The organism is Brevundimonas sp. GW460-12-10-14-LB2, assembly GCF_001636925.1.
Lineage (GTDB): Bacteria > Pseudomonadota > Alphaproteobacteria > Caulobacterales > Caulobacteraceae > Brevundimonas > Brevundimonas vesicularis.
The window spans coordinates 227,424-246,884 of record NZ_CP015511.1 but is presented as its reverse complement, the minus strand read 5'-3'; the positions used below and the strand labels follow the sequence as shown (position 1 = coordinate 246,884).

Genomic DNA, 19,461 nt, shown 5'->3' with positions numbered 1-19,461 from the left:
CATGCAAGATGTTCAGCTGCTGGCGTCCCGCTATGCGGGCCGTCCCCTGTTGCTTACGCCGAACGCGGCCCGCGATCTGGCGAACCGGGTTCGCGGCGTCGATGCTCGAGCGTTCGAGCGGCCCTCGCGCATCGGCGCCTTCCTCCGTCGGGTCGGTTTGGCGAATGGAGGCAAGGTTGGTCGCATCCAGGCCATGGAAGACGGCGACTATGACGGTCCGCCGCCCGTTCCGATGGAAGAGCAGCTGGCCTATTCGCCGCGTTGGCTGGGCGACGTGGAAGACACGGGCTTCTGCTGGTCCCTTAAAGATGGGGTCGCGCTGATCTGCTGCGACACGCCCTTGGTCGAACGGGGCGACGAGTTCTGCGGCATGGTCTGGCACGGCTATGACACGCTGCTCCTGGCCATGCGCGAGGCTTTGGCCGACGCGCGCGTTCGGGGTGTCTTCCTGCGCCTGGACACGCCGGGCGGCGTAGTAGGCGGCGGCCTGCCGGCCCTTGCGCAGTTCATGCGTGAGGCGCGCGAGAGCGCGGGCGGCAAGCCGATCTGGGTTTATGCGGACATGGCCTGCTCTGCCGGCTACTGGATCGCGGCCCAAGCCGACCGGATTCTCGCTCCAAGCGTCGGTTATGTCGGATCGCTCGGAGCCGTCATGGTTCATGAGGACTGGTCCGGCGCGCTCGAGCAGGACGGCATCGCCATCACCTCGATCGAGTTTCCCGAGGGCGGTGTGAAGACGGAAGGGGCTTGGTGGAAGGCCTTGAGCGAGGCCGGCCGCGCCGCCTGGCAGGCAGACATCAGCCATGTCGGCGAAATGTTCTTTTCGGACGTCACAGCCGGGCGTCCAGCGCTGACGCACGACGCCATGCTGGCCATGCGCGCCGATGCTTTCATGGCTGATCACACAGACGTCGGCCGATCGGGTCTGGCGCTCCAGCTCGTTGATGAGATTGCGACCGAGGAAGCGGCCTTCGCTGCCCTCGTCGCTCACGTATCCGACCCAGCGGACGATCTTTCCGCCGCCGCGCCTGGGCAGCGCGCGTCGGCTTCCACCCCACAGGAGAGGCCAATGGCCACACGAACCCAAGCGGGCGGCAAGCCGACCCGCGCCGCGCAGGTCGCGTCTGCGAAAAAGGCGCTGAAGTTGGCGCAGGCGAACCTTGCCCGCGCAGAGGCGACCGACGCCCCGCCTGAAGACGAAGACAATGACGACGATCAGGCGACCGAGCCGAGCGAAGGTTTGGGTGACGACGCCGGTGAAGACGGCGATGAGCCGACCGACGACGATCAGGACGAGTCGCAGGCGATCGCGGCGTCAGCCGAGGCCCGAACACATCCGCAGCTCGCTCTCGCGGCTATCCAGAGCGGCATGTCGCTGAAGCAGTTCCAGGCGACGGCTTCAGCGGCTGGCGCGGCGCCGCGTGTCTCGCGGCTGGATGCGGCTATGAATGGTTCGCGCCGGCTCACGCCGGACACGCCTGGCGCCTCGGCGCAGGGGCTAGGCGGGGCGCTTGTCGCCGATGCCCAGCGGCGAAGGGCCGCCGCTACCGCTCGCGGTCGCTGAACTTTCCAGCCTTTTGGCCGGGTCGGCTCCGGCGTTTTCCATATGGGAGGCTTGCCATGCAGGTCATCAAAACGAACCAGCCAGCGACGCTCGGCGATCTGATTCACTGGGAGGTCAATCCGACCTTCACGACCGAAGACGGCGTGCTGTTGGCCGGCGCGGGCGGTGTTCGCGACGTGCCGCAGTTTGCCGTGATCTCTCAGGTGTCGGCCAGCAAGAAATTGCAGCAGATCGACTTCGCCGGATCCGGCGGCGCCAACACCGCCTACGGCGTCAGCCTTCTGCCCGCACAAGCTGCGGACGGCGTCGACGGGGAAATCAAATATCTCCGTCGGGGTCCGGCGATCATCCACGCCGAAAGCATTGCGTGGCCGGCCGGCACGTCCGACGCCAACAAGGCGGCGGCGCTCGCCACCCTTCTGGGTCTCGGCATCCTGGCCAAGACCGGCATCTGATCAATCGGCCCCCCAGCGGGCCGGCGTTCAACCCTCTGAACTCACCGGTCCGCTGAAGGCCTCGGCCAGCGACCGCAATCCAAGGAAACACATCCATGCCGACGACCGTCGTCACTCAGGACGCGGGCCTGCGCCTGCCCTTCACCACGGTGGAGCTGACCCAGTCCATCAACACCCTTCCGCCGCAGTTCGGTCAGATGGCTCGCGACGGGATGTTCCCGATCGAGCCTCTGGCCTCGGCCTACGTCGAGATCGTCTCGGAAGGCGGTGCGATCTACGCCCTGCCGATCACGGACGAGGGCCGCCCCGCCACGATCGCCCGTCGCGACAAGGGGCAGTCGCTGATCTTCAAGATCCCGAACATCACCCATGAAGACAGCGTGCTGGCCAACGACATCCGCAACTGGCTGGCAGCGGCGCAGCGCACGCGGCGCCCCGAGACCTTGGTCAATCTGGTCAACAAGCGTCTGGAAAAACTGCGCCGCAAGTTCGACCTGACGCTCGAGCTGCTGCGAGTCTCCGCCTTGTCGGGCAAGATCATCGATGGCGGCGGCGGCGAGGTGTACGACCTGTTCACTGCCTTCAACGTGGTCCAGCAGACCGTCTATTTCGACCTGGGCAACGCCGCTACCGACGTCAACGCCAAGTGCGGCGAAGTGATCGACATCATCGGTCAGAACCTCAACGACGAGAGCATGAACGGCGTCGTGGCGCGCGTGTCGCCGGGCTTCTTCAACAAGCTCGTCGCCCACAAGTCGGTTCGGGAGCTGTACTTGAATACGGTCAACGCCCTGGCGTTGGCGGCGATCGTCCGGACTGACGATGGCCAGTACCGCCCCCGTGAGTTCGCGCATGGCGGCCTGCTGTTCAAGGAATACAACGCCAAGATTCCAATGGCGGACAAGTCGCTTTGGACGCCTTTCCCCGGCGACACGGGCGTCGCCTATCCCGATGGCACCCTGGACAGCCACGTCACCTACGCCGCCCCGCCGCTCGATATCCGCGAACTGGACGGCGAGCCGACCGACGGCGGCTCGGACGATGATCTGATCCACTTGAGCGAAGAACCGCTGAAGCACGGTCGCGGCCTTGAGTGGTCAGGTCAGATGAACGCCCTGCCGCTGTGGCGTCGTCCCGCGACCCTCGTCAAGCTGAGCGCGGCGGCTTCGGCCTAAACCGAAAGGGGCGGCGAATGTTCGGTCAACATCTCGCCGCCCTAGACGCGGCCGTGTTTGCGCATCTCAGTGACGATACGGCCGCGATCTGGTCGCGCCCAAACGTGTTTGCGACGACGGTGGCGGCGATGTTCGATCGCGTCGAGCAGTCGGGTTCGATCGGCGGGATGTCCATGATCGACTTCGCCGATGTCGTGCGGATATCGGTCGCCGAAGCTGAAATCCGCCGGCCTGGCCAGCCGCCACGGTCGGGCGATGTTTTCGTTGTAGGCGGCGTTCAGGCGGTCGTGCATGGCGAGCCTTGGCGCGATGCGCAGCAGAATGGCCGCGATTGGCTCTGTCCGGTCAGCCGCTGATGGCCAGCCTTTCGGGCCGTTCGGCCTGGGGGCTGGCGACGGCCGACAGCGGGGCGTCGCGTCCGTCGCGGATCGGTCGCTACAGTGAGGGCGGCGCGGCAGTTAAGCTGACGGTCGAGGACGCCTCGGCCGGCGATTTGGGCCTTGCTCTTCAAGGCAAGCTTCAGGCCTCTATCGATGACCAGCTGAAGGCGCTGCACGGCGCCTACTGGCGAGCGATGAACCGGGTGGTCGAGGCCGGCAAGGGGCGGCTGCGGGCGGATATCATCGCCGGCGGCTTCCACAACGCCCGCTCTCTGGCGAACACCTGGCGCGGCAACGCCTATCCCCGCGACAAGAACAGCCTCGATGTCGCCGGCTGGATCTACACCCGCGCCGGGATGCTGATCTCGGTGTTCGAAGAGGCGACCGTCATCAAGGTCGCCGGCAACGCCCAGTTCCTGGCCATCCCCTTGGGACCGGCGAAGGCGATCGTCCGTCGCCTTCAGAAACAGAAGAAGAAGGGCCTGATCGGCCGCAACGCCTGGGGTCGGTTCGAGAAGGACGATTCCTACGTCGAGCAGGTGGCGCGCGCCATGGGCGTGGATCTGGTCCCAATCATTGCGCCGGATCGCCAGACGGGCGTGCTGGTGGCGGCGGATAAGCGGGCGCTGACCCCGACGGGACGCAAGGCCAAGGGTCTGTCCAAGCCGCCGACCCCGCTGTTCGCCCTCGCCAAGACGGCGACGCTTCGCAAGCGGATCAAGGGTCGGGCGCTGCTCGACGAGATCATGAAGAACTTCCCCAGCGACTTCGTCCACGCCCTGATGGGCGAACTGGCCGTGGATCAAAGAGAGGGCGGCTGATGACCAATCGCGAGGCCCTCCTTCAAGCCCTCGTGGCGTTGACAGCCGGCGAGCCCTCATTGCCCCCGGCGGCGCTGGATGAACCGGAGCCGTCGCATTGGCTAGCCCGCATGGGCGCTGCGCCGATCGCGGGGGAACTGCTGCACGCCTTAGCCGTCCAGGACGCCACGCCAGAAACGCTGGCCTTCGTGAGGGGCGCCGAGATCGATGAGGCTGGCGAAGAACTCGAGTTCACCCCGATCATCGCCTACGCCGTTCAGGCCAAGCCGGGCGTTGGCGACACAGTGGAAACCCTGCGCGCTGCCCGGCGTCAGGCTCGCGACGAAGGCGTCCGGCTGATCGCCGATCTGATTGCTCAGAATCGCACGCTTGGCGTCGAGGCTGAAGTCTATGCCGAGGTGATGCCGCCCGCTCGCGATGACGACGTGGCGTTTGTCAACGCCTTGCCGTCAGCCACCGCCCTGATCCCGATCCGCATCCTCTACACCGGCCGCGACGCGGCTTCCTGAAGGAGACTTCGATGCCAAGAGACGTCGACAACGCCCCCGCCGACAAACCCGGTTCGTCAGCGGCGTCAGCGCCCCCATCCGCGCGCGATCCTCTCGACCACGATGGTGATGGTCGCAAAGGCGGCGTCGCGCCCGTCCCGGCTGTCCAGCACCTGGCCGTAATCAAGGATGATGCCGAACGACGCCTCGTCCATGGCCAGGTGATCGCGGTTTCTGACGCCGGTGCCAAGTTGTTGCTGGCGACCGACTGTGTCCGGGTCGCCACCGACGTCGAGGTCGAGCTGGCCCAGCCCTTCGTCCATTCCTGGACGGCCTGATCTTCCTCTAACGGAGCCTCCGTCATGACGACTTCGAACGATCCGCGCGGCCGTCTGGCCGAACTTTACAGCGCCTCTCAGACGGCCCTGATCACTCCGGCCGTTGCGCCGGGTCAAACCTTCCAGCGCCGCCACTTCTACGACTGGACGCCGTCGCCGCAGGAAGAGCCGCAGGACGACGAACTGATGGGCGGCGGCTTCGCCAACTCCATCGACGCTCGGCCGGGCGCGCCGGACATCCATCGTGCTTCGCTGCGTGTCGCCTGGCCGCTGGATCTCGCGCAAATCGGCTTCGTCCTGACCGAACTGCTGGGGGCGCCCACGACGACGGGCGCCTCGCCTTATGTCCATACCTTCGACAGCGCGACGACGGTCATCCCCAGCCGCATCTTCGAACGCCGGCTCGCAGCCGGGCAGTTTGATGGGGCCGTCGGCGCCGTCGCTCGCTCACTCCAGTTCCCGATCGGGGCGGATCGAGGCTACACACGGGTAACCGCCGACTACTTCGCTCGCGAGGCCCTCGAACAATACGCCGTCTCGGTCGCCGGCACGCCCGAAACGCCCACAATCAACAGTCGCGTGCCGCGCGCCGTCGGCACGATCAAGCGCGGCGGCACCCAGTTGGCGGCCGTGATCTCCGGCGATGCGACGATCGCCAACGTCCTGGGCGAGGACAACTACGCCGGATCGAAGTTCGTCGACGACGTGGCGCTGGAAGGCCGGACGGCCGCGATCAACATCACCGGCCGGTTCAAGGGCACCGCCATGCGAGATCTCGGCAAGGTGCCGGTCGGCAGCTTCATCCAGGACGCCTCGGATTTCGATCTGGAATGGGCGCTGTCGCCGAATCTGAAACTGGTCCTGACCATCCGCAACGTCCGCTTTGCCCGCGTCGGCATCGGCACCAGCGGCCCTGGTCGTCTGGACGTGCCTCTACGTGGGCGCGCCGAGATCGGCGCTAACGCCTCCATGGTCACGGCGGTGCTGACCAACACCACGCCGAGCTACGCCTGATGCAGCCCAAGCATGACGCCTGGACCCCGGCGGAGCCGCAATGGGTGCCGCTGGCGCCGGGCGTCAAATGGTTGCTGCGCCGTCCAGATGGCGCGGACAAGATGATCGTGTCGTCCGACGTGTCTCAGGCGATGTCGCGCATCTATCAGGGGCGCGCTGAACTCGAGGCTCTCGGTCTCGAGAATGAAATGGCCGCCGGCGATCACGTCCTAAGTCTCGATCAGATCGTCGGCTACAGTTCGCTGCTGACCGCCACGCGGTATGCTCGGCTGTGCCTGATCGATTGGGAAGGTGTCGATCATCCCGAGACAGGCGCAAAGCTGGATTGCAGCGATCCGGATGCTGTCCACGACGCTCTGGTCTTCGGCCCTCCCGGTGGCGGGGCGCCTCTGCTCTCACCCTTTCTCGCTTGGATCGATGCGCCGCGTCGCCCGATGGGCGCCGAGACTGTGCGCCTGCGCGCCTTGGCGAAAGATCATTGGAGCGGCGGCGCGGAGCGGTGCCGGGCCTGCGCGGACGAGTCCGACCCTTGCGCCAAGGGTGGGTCGATCGAAGGCGAGATCTGCCCGCGTCTGAAGAATACGCCCCTGACGCCCGAGGGCGTCGCGGCCTGGGAAATCAGCAGCGGCGCGGCTGGACTGTGGGCGCGCGGGGGTATGTCCGGCACCGTTACGGGGCTGCACTTCCGCGACGCCCTGTTGGTTTTCGAGGCCCAGTGCAGCGGCGGTCGCGAGCAGCTGGACTTCGCCGCCGCCTTCGCCGCCTTCCGGGCAATCGAGGCCGGCCGGCTGGAAGCCGAGGCCGAGCAGGCCAAGGCTGACGCAGACGCGAACGCTAAGGACTGACCACGATGGCGGATGGCGGCGGCATCAACCTTCGGCTTTCGCTGAAGGGGGCGGAACAGGTGCGCGCCGAACTGGCCAGCATCGGCCCGGCCGGCAACCGGATGGCGCGCGATCTCGATCGTGCGCTACGTCAGCCGTCCGGGGGCATGAAGGCGCTGGACACCGGAATGCGCGAGGCCAGAAACGGTCTCGATGGCTTCGCCTCTCGCGCGGGGCCGGTCGGCTCGGTCCTCCAATCCTTTGGCGGATGGGGTATGGCCGCCGCCGCCGGGTTCGCCGCTGTCGCCGCCGCCGCCGCCGCCGCCATCCAGATCGCCAATCAGGCGACGACCGCTGCTGCGGACCTTACCGACGCCGCAGATCGGATCGGCGTGGGGACGGAGGCGCTTCAGCAGTGGCGCTATGTGGCGGATGAGGCCGGGGTTCCGGTCCAGGCGCTCGAAGCGGATCTTGAGAAGCTGAACGGCGTCCTCGGCAAGTTCAAGATGGGCATTGGCGACGCCAAGCTGAAGCCGTGGTTTCAGGAGCTGGGTATCAGCAAGTCTGACCTGGACAGCATCTCGACCGCGGATCAGCTGATGCTGATGCTCGCCGACCGTTTGGGGCAGATCACCGACCGATCGAAACAGGTGGCGGCCGCCCGCGCCTTCGGGATCGAGGCGTCTCTGCCGGCGCTTCGTCTCGGCGAGCAGGGTGTTCGCGATCTGCTGGAGGCCTCCAAGGAACTGGGTGTCGTGCTGGACGCCGAGACCGTCCAGAAGCTGGATGAGGCGGACCGGAAAGCTGAACTTGCGGGCCAGCAGCTGAAGACCCTGGCCCATGGCGCGGTCGAACCGCTGGCGACCGCCATGGCAAATGCAGGCTCATATCTGGCGAACCTGTCGCTCGAGTTCAGCCGGATCGAAGCGCGGACGCCCGGTTGGATCCAGAACTTCATGGCTCTATCGCGGGTCATGCCGGGGACGGGCGCGATCCAGCAGGTCGGCGAATACATTGTGGCGCAACAAATCCGCGCCCGGCGTGGACCGCGCACCCTGCCTACCCCCGGCATCAGCGCCGGTCAGTCCGGCGTGGACCTGGATGATCCGGCGCTCAGGCGCCAGAGCCATGCCGTCGCAGCGGCGGCGACGGGCGGCGGCTATCAGATGCAAGGCCATGACGCCAAGGGCGGCGGCGGTGGAGGCGACAGCGGCGCGGCCCGTCGCGCGGCCGAGGCCGAGCGTAAGCGGCGCGAGATCGAACGGCTCTATGAGCAGCTGGACCGGGAGGTGACGTCCAGCCGCCGCGATGTGACCCAGGAACGCTGGTCGAGCGACGCGCCAGCGGATCGCGCCCAGCTGGCGAAGAGTCTGGCCGCCCTGGATCGCAAGGAACGCGACGACAAGATCGAGGAGATGCGGAAGGATCTCGAGCGCAGGGGCGCGCTGGATGAACGCCGGCAGCTTTTGTTGCGTCAGATCGCCGATATGAATGCCGAGGCGGATGCTCTGGCAGACAACCGCATCATCGAAGAACAGACCAAGGCTGAGAAGGAAGCCCGCCTTCAGGCCGAGCAGGCCTATAGCGACATTCAAGCCGAGATCCTTTCACTGGCCTCGGCCAGCGCGCGCACCTCGGACGAACGGCGCGCCATCGAGCTGAGCATCCTCGAGATCGCCCAGCGTCGTCAGAAAGCGGATCTGGAAGCGGCGATCGAGGCGGAGAAGGAGCCGGCCGCGCGAGCGCGGCTGATCGCTGCCTTGGAAAATCTTCCGACTCTCCATGCTGCGCAAACCGATCGGGTGACGCGCGACAATGCGGGGCCGTTCGCCGCCTGGCGCGAGGCGCAGATGACCGGGCCGCAAACGCAGGAATGGCTGCAAGGCGAGGCGCTGGACGCGCTGGACGGCATGAACAAGGGTCTGATGGACGCCTGGAAAAACGCCGACGGCGCAGGCGACGCACTGAGCCGGATGGGCCGCGCCGGAATCGACGCCCTCGGTCAGATCCGCGATGCGCTGATGAAGGTCGCGATCCAGCAGATGATCATCCAGCCGCTGACCAACGCCCTGTTTGGTGGCGGAAAGTCCGGCGGCGGCGGCGGTTTCCTCAGCAATCTGATGAGCAACATCATGGGGTCCGTCGGGCTCGGCGGTTCGGGTAAGACGCCGATCAAGGCTGGCAAGGCGCGCGGCGGACTGAACCCGTCGCGCGGTCTGGTTCCAGTCGGTGAATACGGCATCGAACTGATGGATATGCCGGCAGGCGCGCGGATCTACGACACCGAGCGGACGGAGCGGATCCTGCGCGACGCGACCTCGGGCGCGGGTCGAGGAGGTGGCGGCGGCGTGCTTCAGCCCACGTTCAACATGCCGGTCACGGTCGTGAACAATGGCTCGGAAAAGCTTCAGGCTACCACGCGACAGTCTGCGGACGGCATCGATGTCTTGCTCGAACCGATGGTCCGCAAGGCGGTCGGCAAGATGGGATCGGACGGCTCGCTGGCGAAGTCCTACCAGCAGACGCCCAGAGGAAAGACGCGCTGATGCCGAATGGTCTCTGGAATGCGGGCTTCCTTCAGGGCGCAGATCATTGGAGTTCGCCCGGCCTCATGTCGGTCAACGAGCAGGATCGGGGCGCGCCGGGGCGCGCTGTTTTGCGGGCGACGAAGGTGATGCCAACCTCGGGAGCAGCGCTTCAGGTTGAACCTGCTGCACCCGCCCGCGCCGCAGTATCACAGGGAGAAGCGGTCGAGCTGTCAGCTGGCATCCTCGGATTGCTGGGCGCCGTCGAAACCCCTGTCGCGCCCATCGCCTACGGTGTCTTCTACAATGCCGCTGGTGAAGTGATCGCGAGCCGTCCGCTAACCGTTCGGACGCCAGAGGTCGCGGAGCATGGCCTGGGCTGGGCTGGCGTGCGTGAGACGTTTTATTCCGTTCGCCAGCGCGAGATCGCCCCCGCCGGAACGGTCAGCGCGAGCCTGTATGTCGAGGCGTATTCCTCAATGGCCAACCAGACGGTTTCAGTTCTCCTGCTGAAGCCGATGGTGGCGCGTGTTCCAGTCGGCCGAACTCTGCCTTTGCTTTGGACGCCCGGCCAGCATGACGGCGCGGATCTGGCGTTCGCCAGTTGGCCAGACATCCTGAGACCGTTCAGGTCCGGTGCCGGCGGGGAGGTTCAGCCGGGGCGTGTCGAGTACCAGGCGGGCGCTGGTCGACCTAAATCGCGGCGCGTCGCGCTTGACCCGGTTCGGCGGTTCCTGGGTCAGCTGCGGTGCGACGGTGTCGAGCGAGCCGCCCTGGAACAGTTCTGGCGCGAAGGTCCGGGCGACTTCTGGATCGTCGAGCCTGACACTGATCGTCTTTGCATCGCCAGCTGGACCGCCGACGGCGCGCCCCTGATGACCGAACAGCGCGGCTTGACGTGCCTGATGCAGGTCGGCCTCTGGATGGAGACCGCCTGATGCCCGTCCCTGTAAGCGAGGACATGATCGAGGCGGCGTGGCGGCGGGAAGAGGATCCTGTCGCGCAGCTGATCGTCATCCGATCCGATGCGGACCCCACACCGATCACAGTGACGGACTGGCCAGAGGGCATCACGTCGAACGGGGTGGACTATCCGCACTACCCCTTCGAACTGGTCTGGCACGGCGCCAGCAAGGATGAACCCTTCGGCAAAGGCAAGCTGACGATCGGCAATGTGGACAAGCGGATCGAGGAGGCCTGCGACGCCGCCCTGACGCCGCCTGAGGTCGATCTGTCGCTTGTCCGGGTCGAGGCCCCGGACATCGTCGAGAGGGCCGTCCTGGGGGCGAAGGTGCCGAACGTGGAGGGCGACGCCATGCGCGTCAGCGCCGTGATCCGTCCTCGCGACTTCAGTGAAGAGCCAGCGTGCGCCGTCAAATACGTGCCCTCGACCGTGCCGGGCATGTTCTGAGGTGCAGATGATCGTGCCGGCGGATCTGGAAGCGCGCGCGTCCAGTCTGATCGGCGTGGCGTTCAAGCCCAAGGGCGACAGCCGCGACGGTTGGGACTGCCGGGGGCTGGGGCGCTGGTGCCTTCGGGAGTGGTGCGGGGTCGATGTCCCGGACTACCTCGATCTCTATGCCGCTGGCATCGTGTCCGCCGGCGGTCGGCGCGAAAGAGCAAGGCTGCTGGCCGAAGGGCTGGCCTCAATGTGGCGGCCGATCGATCCGCAGCCCGGCGTCATCGCCCTTCTGTCCTGGCTGGGTCAGGCGGGACACGTCGGCTTCATGCTGTCGCCGACCAAGATCCTCCACGCGGACATCCGCGTCGGAACGGCGGTTCTGGATCTGGACGATCCGGCGGCCGCCTACAGGCTGAAGGGCGCCTTCGTCCCGGCCTTCGTCACAGACATTCGCCACGCCTGACGGCGCGGCCAGACTTTCGTGAGGTTCCATGGCTGACGGCGGCGTTCCCATTGTGCTGTCGCCCGAGCCGTTCGCGCGGACGACGACCTATGTCGAGTCGCCGGCCGGCTGCACGGTGCGGACGATGCTCGCCTCGGCCGTCTCCAATGGCCACCTGAAGCTCGATGATCTGCCGCGCACCAATGTCTATGTCGACGGGGCGCGTATCGATCGCGATGAGGCGCTGTCGCTGGTCCTGGTCGAGGGTCAGATCGTCAACGTGGTGGTCGAGCCTCTCGGCGGCGGGGGCGGTGGAAAGAAGGACGTCGGTCAAATCCTGCTGACGATCGCCGTCATTGCGGTCAGCATGTGGGTGGGCGGCCCGGCCGGTCCGCTTCAGGCGTGGCCGATGTTGGCGCGTCAGGTCGCAGCGGCTGCAATCCTGACGGCCGGGCAGATGGCGATCGCCGCCATCTTCAAGCCCGAAAGCAACGTCTCCAAGGCGAACGACCGCTACGCCCTATCGTCAGCTTCGAACCAATATCGGCCGTGGGCGTCGATGCCGATGGCGTTGGGCGAAGTGGTTGTCGCGCCGGACCTGGCCGTGAAGACCTTCACCCAAGCGCAGGGCGAAGATCAGTGGATCTACGGCATCCTGGGTCTGCACTACGGCCCGTGCACGGCCGAAGACCTGAAGATCGGCGACACCCTGGTCAGTTCGATGGGCGCGGGCGACGTGCGCGTGGCCTATCACCTGACGCCCGGGCCGCGCACCTTCTCGATCGTCGCCAACGACACCGACCAGTTGGACCTTCAGGAAGAGCTGGCGGCGACGGTCAGCGGATCGACCGCCGTCGTTCGCGCCGCGTCGGCCGAGGGTGAGCGGTTCGAGTTCGACTTCTTCATGCCGCAGGGCCTGTATTTCGCGAAGGATGATGGGCGCAAGATCGGCGCATCCCTGACCGTCACCATTCGCTATCGCCCGATCGACCAGAACGGAGTGCCGACCGGATCGGGCGCCTGGGCCGACGGCCTGACGATCCCGTTGTCGTCCGCGTCCAGCGATCCATGGCGGATCATGCGCTCCATCTCGCTGCCGCTCGGCCGCTATGAGTTCGAGGTCAAGCGGTCGAAGCTTGAAGACGACAACGCCAAGCGAAAGACCGACATCGGCTGGACCGCCATTCGCGCGATCGCCTTCCGCAAGCCGGTGATGGACGAAACCCTGTCGCTGATCGAGTTCGCGGTGCGGGCCTCCGCGCTGAACCAGGGCAACCTCGCGCCCTTCACCTGCCGCATCACGCCCATCTGCGAGACCTGGACCGGAACGCAATGGGGTGCGCCGGTCCCGACGTCGAACCCGGCTGCGATCACCCGCTGGCTGATGACCGGACCGGCGCCGGCCGTGGCTTTGACGAAGCCGCAGGCCGATGTCGGCCTGCGCACCTGGGCGGCCCTTTGCGACCAGTACAACTGGAAGAGCCACATCTATCTGACCGAGGACCGCAAACAGGATGCGGTCATGCAGCTGCTGGGCATGAACGGCCGCGCCAGCCTGTTCTGGGACGGGACGCAGCTGGTCTCGGCGCCATGGGTCGAAAAGCCTGCGCCGCGTCAGCTGTTCGCCGGATCCAACCTCAAGGATCATCGATGGGAGATCGTCTATCCCGATCCGGTTCATGCCCTGCGCGTCGAATTCCAGAACATCGACCAGGGCGGCGAGGCGGACGAGATCTATGTCTATGCCGACGGTTACGGCGAGACGGCCGACCCGGCTAACAATATCCTGCCGGCGACGCTGGTCGAGGCTCTGCGGTTGGAAGGTCAGCAGACGATCGAGCGCGCCTATCGTGATGGCCGCTGGAACCTCGGCGCGCGGATGCATCAGCGCCGCGTGGATAGCTGGGCCACGGACATCGAGCATATCGTCTGCCGTTATGGCGATCGCGTTCGCCTGGCTTGGGACCGCGTCGGCACAGCCAACGCCACCGTGCGCAACCGGCTTTGGTCGGGCGGTCTGGTGTCGGGACTGCGGCTCAGCCAGCCGGTGCGGATGGAGCCGGATCGGGTCTATGCCCTGGACCTTCGCCTGCCCGATCAGGTCATCACCGGCGTGCCGATCGTCAACCCAGCGACGACGGCCGCCGTCGTCACCCGATCAGTCATGTTCGCGGATCTGCGCGCAGCGAACGTCACGCCACGGGGCGGCGATCTGGTCGCCTTCGGCGAGCCGGAACGGATCAGCGAGGATGTCGAGATCATCGGCATCACGCCCGGCACGGATCTGACCGCCAACATGGTCGGCATCCGCTATGTCGCGCCGCTGCTGATGGCCGGTGAAACCGGGCCGATTCCTCCGTTGCAAAGCCGCCTGACGCGCGACCGGGCGATGGACCCGCCGATGCCGACCCTGCTCGGCTGGCAGGCGAATGAGGAAGGGGTGCGGATCGGCTTCTCGATGCCGCCGTGGCGCGGGTCGCCGATCACCGGCTTCACCGTCCGCTGGCGGCAGACGCCGGCGGCCGGTCAATCCTCGGCCTGGGTGCCGTTGCCCGACCTGCCCGCCAACGCCATGACGGCCGTGACCCCGCCGCTTCGCGAACTGCCGGCCGAGGGCACGAACGTCACAAGCGCCCAGGTGCAGATCGTCGCCGTAACGGCCGACGGCCGCGCGTCGCCCGCGCTTCAGGTGACGGTGCAGGAGTCTGCTATTCAGCAGCCGCCTTCTGGCGACTGGTCGGTGACCGAACTGACGGAGGGGCCTGACGGCTCACGGCAATCAGGATTTCTGGTCGTCGGCTTGGTCGGCTCCATCAATCCGCGACGCGTGACGGTCGAATATGGCGCCACATCCGACGGGCCGTGGGATGCCGCGTTTGATGGTCCCCCCGTGCAAGGGGTTGTCCGCGCGCCGATCTTGGGCATGCGGCCCGGTGCGGAGTGCTGGATCGCCATCACCTATTGGACGGCGCAGGCGTCTGCTCCCAGCGAGCGTCGCGTTCTGGGGCCATACACAGCGCCGGGACTGATTGCGGGCGATGTTTCCCCGACCGCCCCGACGATCGTGGCGATGCAGGACGCCATTAATCTCGCTGAGGAAGGCATCGGGACGATCAACACGGCCGTCGCGTCGCTGAACGCCACCGTCTATACGGCCGGGACCGGGCTGAAGGCGCGGTCGGACGCCATGTTCGCCAGCCTGAACACGCCGACGACCGGCGTGCTGGCGCGCCTAACTGCTACCGAAACGGCGATCTCGACCAATAACACGGCGGCGGTGGAACGGCTGAACGCCCTGGAGGCCACGGTCAACACCGCCGGGACAGGTTTGACCGCCCGGCTGGCGACGGCAGAGAGCGCCATCACCGCCAACAACAACGCTGCGACTTCCCAGCTGTCAGCGCTGGAAGCGACGGTGAACACGGCAGGCACCGGCCTGTCCGCCCGGGTTGCAGGATTGCAGACGGCCGTCAGCGACCTGAATAGCGGTAAGGCGAACGCTTCTGACTTGGCCACGCTTCAGACCGAAGTGACAACGGCGCGCGGCGGCGCGGCGTCGCTGAACACTCGGCTCAACACCGTCGAGAGCACGGTTGCGGGCAAGGCCAGCGCTTCGAGCGTGAGCGCGCTTGAGGCGACGGTGAATGCAGCTGGAACCGGACTGCTGGCGCGGACGCTTGCGGCAGAGTCGGCCATCGTCGATCTTCAAGGTCAGAAAGCCGATGCGTCGCGGGTCACAGCCTTGGAGGCGAAGGCTGGCGGGTTCAATAAGCAACGCAATCCGCGCTGGCTGAACGGATGGGACGCTTGGCCGATCAGGATCGGCGCATGGAGCTATTCTGCGTTGCTGGGGGGCGATGCGTCCTGGGCGCTCTTTGGTCCTGCCACAGCCGGTGAGACGGCGCTGCTTTACGGCGAAATGATCCCTTGGGGTGAGAACCAGCCGATAGGCCTTCTTGGCCGCCGTTACGCTAACGGCATCACTTCGGGCGTCCTGCAAATCTACATCGGTTGCTATGACGCGGCTGGCAACTCGACCGGCACTCGTCAGGCGGTGCAGTTCTTCAACGGCGGCTACCCGGCTGGACAGGCGGTTGGTGCGCAGACTTTCGCGGGACAGGTCGGCCAACTGACGCCACCAGGAACGACGCAAGTTCGCGTCCAGATCGAAGCGATTGGCGTCAACGCCGGCGCCTATCTTGGCCTCTACTACGTCATGCCAACCGACGACCCGCGCCGGGCGTTCACCGATGATGCGACGGCCCAATCGGCATATTCGCGCGTAGCCAGTCTGGAGACGGCGACCAGCAACTTGCAGGCCGGGAAGGCTGACGCTTCACGCGTTACGTCGCTGGAGGCCATCGTCAACACGCCCGGAACCGGAGTGGCGGCGCGCCTGACCAACGTGGAAAGCGTCGCTGCGTCCGCAGACGGCCGGGCGAAGGCGATCAAAGGCGTCGTGCTGGACGTCAATGGCTACGTCAGCGGCTATTCGTCGACCAACGACGGCACGTCCGCCGCCTTCGAGGTCAGCGCCGACAAGTTCGGCATCCGGGCACCAGGTTCTGGCGAGCGGACCGAGTATCGGGCGGGCAACTGGTATGTCTACAGCCCGTCCGAGAACACCCGAACGCGCTATGGCAAGGCGTTCGGCGGTGACCAGAAGCTGGTCTGGTGGACCGGGCCGACTTCGGTGGAGGAAGGCTCAGAGACCAAAGGCAACGCCTACGTCTACATGAGCCAAAACACCGTCGGCGGCCCTCGCTTCGGCGGTTCCGATGTCATCGGCCCTGGCGGAACGCTGACCGCGACGGCGAACACTGGCTTCATCGGCGGCGGCCGGTCAGGCGCGGGTTACGTCAACACGTCCAACCAGGTCACGGTCACAGTTTCCGGCGGCACGTCCGGCGCCACGATCCGCTGGACCCGCATCAGCGGCGACAGCCGCATCCAGATGAACAACGCCACCGCCTTCACGACCGGCGCCTACGCCACCATCGGGGCCGGCGAGGTGATCTCGGCCTACTTCATGGGCTCGATCACGAAGGGCGGCCAATCCGCCGTCGTCTACGTCCAGGTCGATCTGTCCGACAACGGCACCTGACCCCACTCAACCCAAGGAGACTAAAAATGGAACTCGGCATCGCTCTCGCCATCATCGCTGCCCTGATTGGCGTGATCGTCTTCGCCCGCCACCGGATCAAGCAATCCGGCAAGGGACCCGGCGCCGGCCGGGGCACACACCCCGACAGCAACGCCCACTGATCTGAACCTCGAAACAGGAGCCTGACATGGCCGCCTTCCCCAAGCCCAAGACCATCGCCGAAGCCGAAGCCGCCGAGGTGATTATCGCCGGCCTTTATCTCGATCGTGTCGAAGCGGCCCGCGCCGTCATGACCGGACCAGAGGCCCAGGCCTTTGAAGCCAAGATCGCCGAGCTGCTGAGCGACGGTCTGCCGAACGGCACGTCGGTCGCCGTCAACCTTCCCAATGTGGCGAAGTGGTTCACCGACGTTCGCACCGGCATGGACGCCGATTTCGAGCGGCTGGACGCCATCGTCAACCCTCCCCCCGCACCGGTGCCGACGCCTGAGGGCGATGGCGAGACGACTGAAGCCTGACGATCAATAAGCCGCCCAACGGCTGTTCCACCACGGCCTGACTATCGGAGGGGCGGATGTTCGACCCGCGTGAACTGCCTCTGTTCTGGGGCCTCTGCGGCGGCCTCATTGCGGGCGGCCTCGGCATGATCCCGGCCTATGGGTCTAAGGGCGCGACGCGCGAGGCGCGGGTGCGGGCCTGGCTGTCGCTGGGCATCGGCGTCTTCGCCGGGCCGGTGGCGGCCGAGGCGGCGACGCCGTCGATCGTTGCCTTGGTCAAGGTGCTGGACTTCCGGGTCGTGGCGCTGGCGATCGGCTGGATGGCCGCCAACGACCCGCGCGGCTTCTTCAATCTGGTGGGGCGCATCATTAAGGCCGGCCTTCGGGCCGCCGTGGAAAGCAAGGAGGCGTCGTCATGACGCATCACGCATGGGTCGTTCTGACGGGAATGCTGTTCCTGTCGGCAGGTGGAGTGATGACGGTCGTGTTCCGACTACTCGGGCCGACCTATCACACGCGGATCTCGGGCAGCTTGTTCCTGCGAACCGTCGTCCTACTGATCGCGATCTTCCTGATGGTGAGGGGCGCGACGACAGTGTTTCCAGGGCGGCTGGTCCGGGTCGAGCATATGTCGCCCCTGCTGCCGCTTGGCGCGCTTTGCTCGCTCGCCTTCTCCCTCATCGTCCTGGACTTCGTGCAGCGGGATCGCAGCCCGCCGCCGTGGAGCGTCATGGCGATCCGCCTCTTCACCTTGATCCGCCGCGAGGATTGGGCGGCCGAGGCGGCGATGAAGCTGCCGCCGGCAGGCCTGCTCGATCGGCCGCTTTCAGATCAGCCGCATCACGGTCTGCGCATCACCGTCATCTGTTTCGCGCTGGTAATCATCGCCGCCGCCGCCCTGACGATCTGGTTCAACGGCCTGTTCAGCTGACGAACCCGGTTCGCCACAACCGGACGCGGCGAATGTCAGAGATGGGTGGAATGTAGACATCGGCGGGGGCATGATCTGGTTAGAATGGACGGCGGACCTGGGCGACAAATACAATGACGACAGATAGACGGCGGCGGGCTGCTGTGGTCGGCGGCATCGCCTTGGTCATGATAGCTGGTGCGATCTTTTGGCGGCTCGCGCCAGATGGGGCTTATCCATCCGGCCTCATCTACTCTGTTATGATCCCGGTCAGCACATTGGTTCTCGGCCTCGTGCTGCTTGTGAAATCTGGGTTCATCGACCTTCTCAACACTACGAGAGTAGAAAGAAAAGCCGCTACGGAGCGTCAGAAAGCTGAACTTGCTAGGATGATGGCGCCGTCGCTTGCTCTAGTTATCATTCTATTTTTGGCAGGGGCGTTGATGTGGGCCGCGCCGATGGCAGATGGCCGATTTGGCTGGGGCGGCACAGCGGTCGCCACGTCTCTATATTTTGGAGGTCTAGCCCTGCTGCCACTCGTCTCGCTTTTGGGAACGCTACTTCGGTTTCGAGAAATCGATATTCTAACTCAGCAAATCTGACGTCGTGGCTGTCCGCAATGGTTGGTTAGCGGAACTGAGCCGAACCTCTTAAAGGCGGCCTTTTAGCCGTTCTGCGGCGGCCTGCATCCTAGAGTTTGCTGCCTGCTCCATGTCTCCACACTCAGCAGCAGTTTTGTCAGGGCGGCTAGGGTCTGCGAGACCTTGCTCATACCCCTGCCTAAAACTCGAGACTAGCCAAGTCGGCACGCCCGGAGGTGCCTGATCGGACGTGAGGCTATCCAGCCGCGCCTTGGCACCGGCGGGTAGGTGAGCAGCGCACGTACCGGCGTATCTTCCCAAACCCATGAATGCGGCGACGGCTTCGGCGGCGTCAGTGTTCGCGGGAGTGATGATCGGAGGCCCTGCATCCTGCGCCATGAGGCTGGCACTCAAAAATGCAGCAATGATCATCTTCTTCCCCGTATCTGAGGATGGTTGACGGACAATCCCGGATGATCCTTGCATATCATCGGGTCGTTGGGGAGAGCCGTAACGATGATCATCCGAAAGACCGCTACGGGTCGATTTCGGCCATGGGCATGAGTGCTGAAAGCGGACCTACGGCACCTTGGCGATTCACGCGAAAGTCTGCGTGATCAGCTGATCGGTCAGGTCCAAGTGGACCTCCAACGCCGCAATGGCCTCAGTTCGGGCACGCTCTGCGGCAGATCGATCGCCCGCCGTCAGATGGGCTGCAAACTCGGTAATCTTAGCCGTCATCAGCTGTTCCGCGCCCATGGCGCGCCGCTCCAGCGTCCCGTCATCCATTCCACGTCCCCAATGGCTTTGCGGCCCAGCCGTTGATGTCCTCGCCCGGCCGGGCCGCCTGACGCAGTTCGGGCATGAGCCGCGACGTTTATGGCTTAGCTGACTGTGACGCTGGCTGTCACCTGATCCGGGGCACGCCCGCAAAGATCAGTC

At 65.8% G+C, this 19,461-nt stretch carries 20 protein-coding genes; 18 read left to right on the top strand and 2 right to left on the bottom strand.

The annotated features are described in order from the left end of the window. Position 1 precedes the first annotated feature (1 nt). The 6 genes from A4249_RS01290 to A4249_RS01265 all read left to right on the top strand — a co-directional run bounded on the left by A4249_RS01290 (position 2) and on the right by A4249_RS01265 (position 4,904). On the top strand, positions 2 to 1,564 hold the full coding sequence (locus tag A4249_RS01290; RefSeq protein WP_066550206.1) for a S49 family peptidase: 1,563 nt from the start codon (positions 2 to 4) through the stop codon (positions 1,562 to 1,564). Between the two features lie 56 nt (positions 1,565 to 1,620). Then, on the top strand, positions 1,621 to 2,019 hold the full coding sequence (locus tag A4249_RS01285; RefSeq protein ID WP_066550204.1) for a head decoration protein: 399 nt from the start codon (positions 1,621 to 1,623) through the stop codon (positions 2,017 to 2,019). Between the two features lie 95 nt (positions 2,020 to 2,114). After that, on the top strand, positions 2,115 to 3,194 hold the full coding sequence (locus A4249_RS01280; protein ID WP_066550202.1) for a major capsid protein: 1,080 nt from the start codon (positions 2,115 to 2,117) through the stop codon (positions 3,192 to 3,194). A 17-nt stretch (positions 3,195 to 3,211) separates the two neighbouring features. Next, positions 3,212 to 3,550, top strand: a complete 339-nt coding sequence (locus A4249_RS01275) for a head-tail joining protein (RefSeq protein ID WP_066550200.1) — start codon at positions 3,212 to 3,214, stop codon at positions 3,548 to 3,550. Beyond that, positions 3,526 to 4,395: a DUF6441 family protein gene (locus tag A4249_RS01270; protein WP_066550199.1), complete on the top strand. Its 870-nt coding sequence runs from the start codon at positions 3,526 to 3,528 to the stop codon at positions 4,393 to 4,395. The genes A4249_RS01275 and A4249_RS01270 overlap by 25 nt, the downstream gene beginning before the upstream one ends. Next, on the top strand, positions 4,395 to 4,904 hold the full coding sequence (locus A4249_RS01265; protein ID WP_066550192.1) for a hypothetical protein: 510 nt from the start codon (positions 4,395 to 4,397) through the stop codon (positions 4,902 to 4,904). Before A4249_RS01270 ends, A4249_RS01265 begins: the two co-directional genes overlap by 1 nt. 65 nt (positions 4,905 to 4,969) lie before the next feature. On the opposite strand, the gene A4249_RS01260 is transcribed toward A4249_RS01265, so the two are convergent. Beyond that, on the bottom strand, positions 4,970 to 5,206 hold the full coding sequence (locus A4249_RS01260) for a hypothetical protein (RefSeq protein ID WP_066550189.1): 237 nt from the start codon (positions 5,204 to 5,206) through the stop codon (positions 4,970 to 4,972). A gap of 39 nt (positions 5,207 to 5,245) precedes the next feature. Between A4249_RS01260 and A4249_RS01255 the strand changes: the two genes are divergently transcribed. From A4249_RS01255 to A4249_RS01205, 12 genes are all read left to right on the top strand, one after another. Beyond that, the gene (locus A4249_RS01255) at positions 5,246 to 6,235 is read left to right on the top strand and encodes a phage tail tube protein (RefSeq protein WP_066550186.1); all 990 of its coding nucleotides are present in this window, start codon (positions 5,246 to 5,248) and stop codon (positions 6,233 to 6,235) included. Continuing rightward, positions 6,235 to 7,080 carry a hypothetical protein gene (locus A4249_RS01250; protein ID WP_066550184.1) on the top strand — a complete coding sequence of 282 codons (846 nt, stop codon included), beginning with the start codon at positions 6,235 to 6,237 and terminating at the stop codon, positions 7,078 to 7,080. The genes A4249_RS01255 and A4249_RS01250 overlap by 1 nt, the downstream gene beginning before the upstream one ends. A gap of 5 nt (positions 7,081 to 7,085) precedes the next feature. Beyond that, a complete protein-coding gene (locus A4249_RS01245) occupies positions 7,086 to 9,605 on the top strand; it encodes a hypothetical protein (protein WP_066550181.1) in 2,520 nt (839 codons plus the stop codon). Further along, positions 9,605 to 10,522 (top strand): hypothetical protein, encoded by a 918-nt coding sequence (locus tag A4249_RS01240; RefSeq protein WP_156494582.1) that lies wholly within the window; start codon positions 9,605 to 9,607, stop codon positions 10,520 to 10,522. Before A4249_RS01245 ends, A4249_RS01240 begins: the two co-directional genes overlap by 1 nt. Beyond that, positions 10,522 to 10,995: a hypothetical protein gene (locus tag A4249_RS01235; protein ID WP_066550173.1), complete on the top strand. Its 474-nt coding sequence runs from the start codon at positions 10,522 to 10,524 to the stop codon at positions 10,993 to 10,995. Before A4249_RS01240 ends, A4249_RS01235 begins: the two co-directional genes overlap by 1 nt. A 7-nt stretch (positions 10,996 to 11,002) precedes the next feature. Then, positions 11,003 to 11,449: a hypothetical protein gene (locus A4249_RS01230; RefSeq protein WP_156494580.1), complete on the top strand. Its 447-nt coding sequence runs from the start codon at positions 11,003 to 11,005 to the stop codon at positions 11,447 to 11,449. A 28-nt stretch (positions 11,450 to 11,477) separates the two neighbouring features. Beyond that, entirely contained in the window at positions 11,478 to 16,532 is a 5,055-nt protein-coding gene (gene gpJ / locus A4249_RS01225; RefSeq protein WP_066550170.1) for a TipJ family phage tail tip protein, read from the top strand. A gap of 26 nt (positions 16,533 to 16,558) precedes the next feature. After that, positions 16,559 to 16,693 (top strand): hypothetical protein, encoded by a 135-nt coding sequence (locus A4249_RS17020; RefSeq protein ID WP_257722453.1) that lies wholly within the window; start codon positions 16,559 to 16,561, stop codon positions 16,691 to 16,693. A gap of 26 nt (positions 16,694 to 16,719) precedes the next feature. Further along, the gene (locus tag A4249_RS01220) at positions 16,720 to 17,049 is read left to right on the top strand and encodes a hypothetical protein (RefSeq protein WP_066550162.1); all 330 of its coding nucleotides are present in this window, start codon (positions 16,720 to 16,722) and stop codon (positions 17,047 to 17,049) included. A 56-nt stretch (positions 17,050 to 17,105) separates the two neighbouring features. Further along, complete coding sequence (locus tag A4249_RS01215) at positions 17,106 to 17,447, top strand: hypothetical protein (RefSeq protein ID WP_066550159.1); 342 nt, start codon at positions 17,106 to 17,108, stop codon at positions 17,445 to 17,447. Then, positions 17,444 to 17,959: a hypothetical protein gene (locus A4249_RS01210; RefSeq protein ID WP_066550156.1), complete on the top strand. Its 516-nt coding sequence runs from the start codon at positions 17,444 to 17,446 to the stop codon at positions 17,957 to 17,959. Before A4249_RS01215 ends, A4249_RS01210 begins: the two co-directional genes overlap by 4 nt. Before the next feature lie 113 nt (positions 17,960 to 18,072). After that, positions 18,073 to 18,540 (top strand): hypothetical protein, encoded by a 468-nt coding sequence (locus tag A4249_RS01205; protein WP_156494578.1) that lies wholly within the window; start codon positions 18,073 to 18,075, stop codon positions 18,538 to 18,540. 576 nt (positions 18,541 to 19,116) lie between these two features. Here A4249_RS01205 and A4249_RS01200 read toward each other — a convergent pair. Continuing rightward, entirely contained in the window at positions 19,117 to 19,308 is a 192-nt protein-coding gene (locus tag A4249_RS01200) for a hypothetical protein (protein WP_066550153.1), read from the bottom strand. Between the last annotated feature and the right edge of the window lie 153 nt (positions 19,309 to 19,461).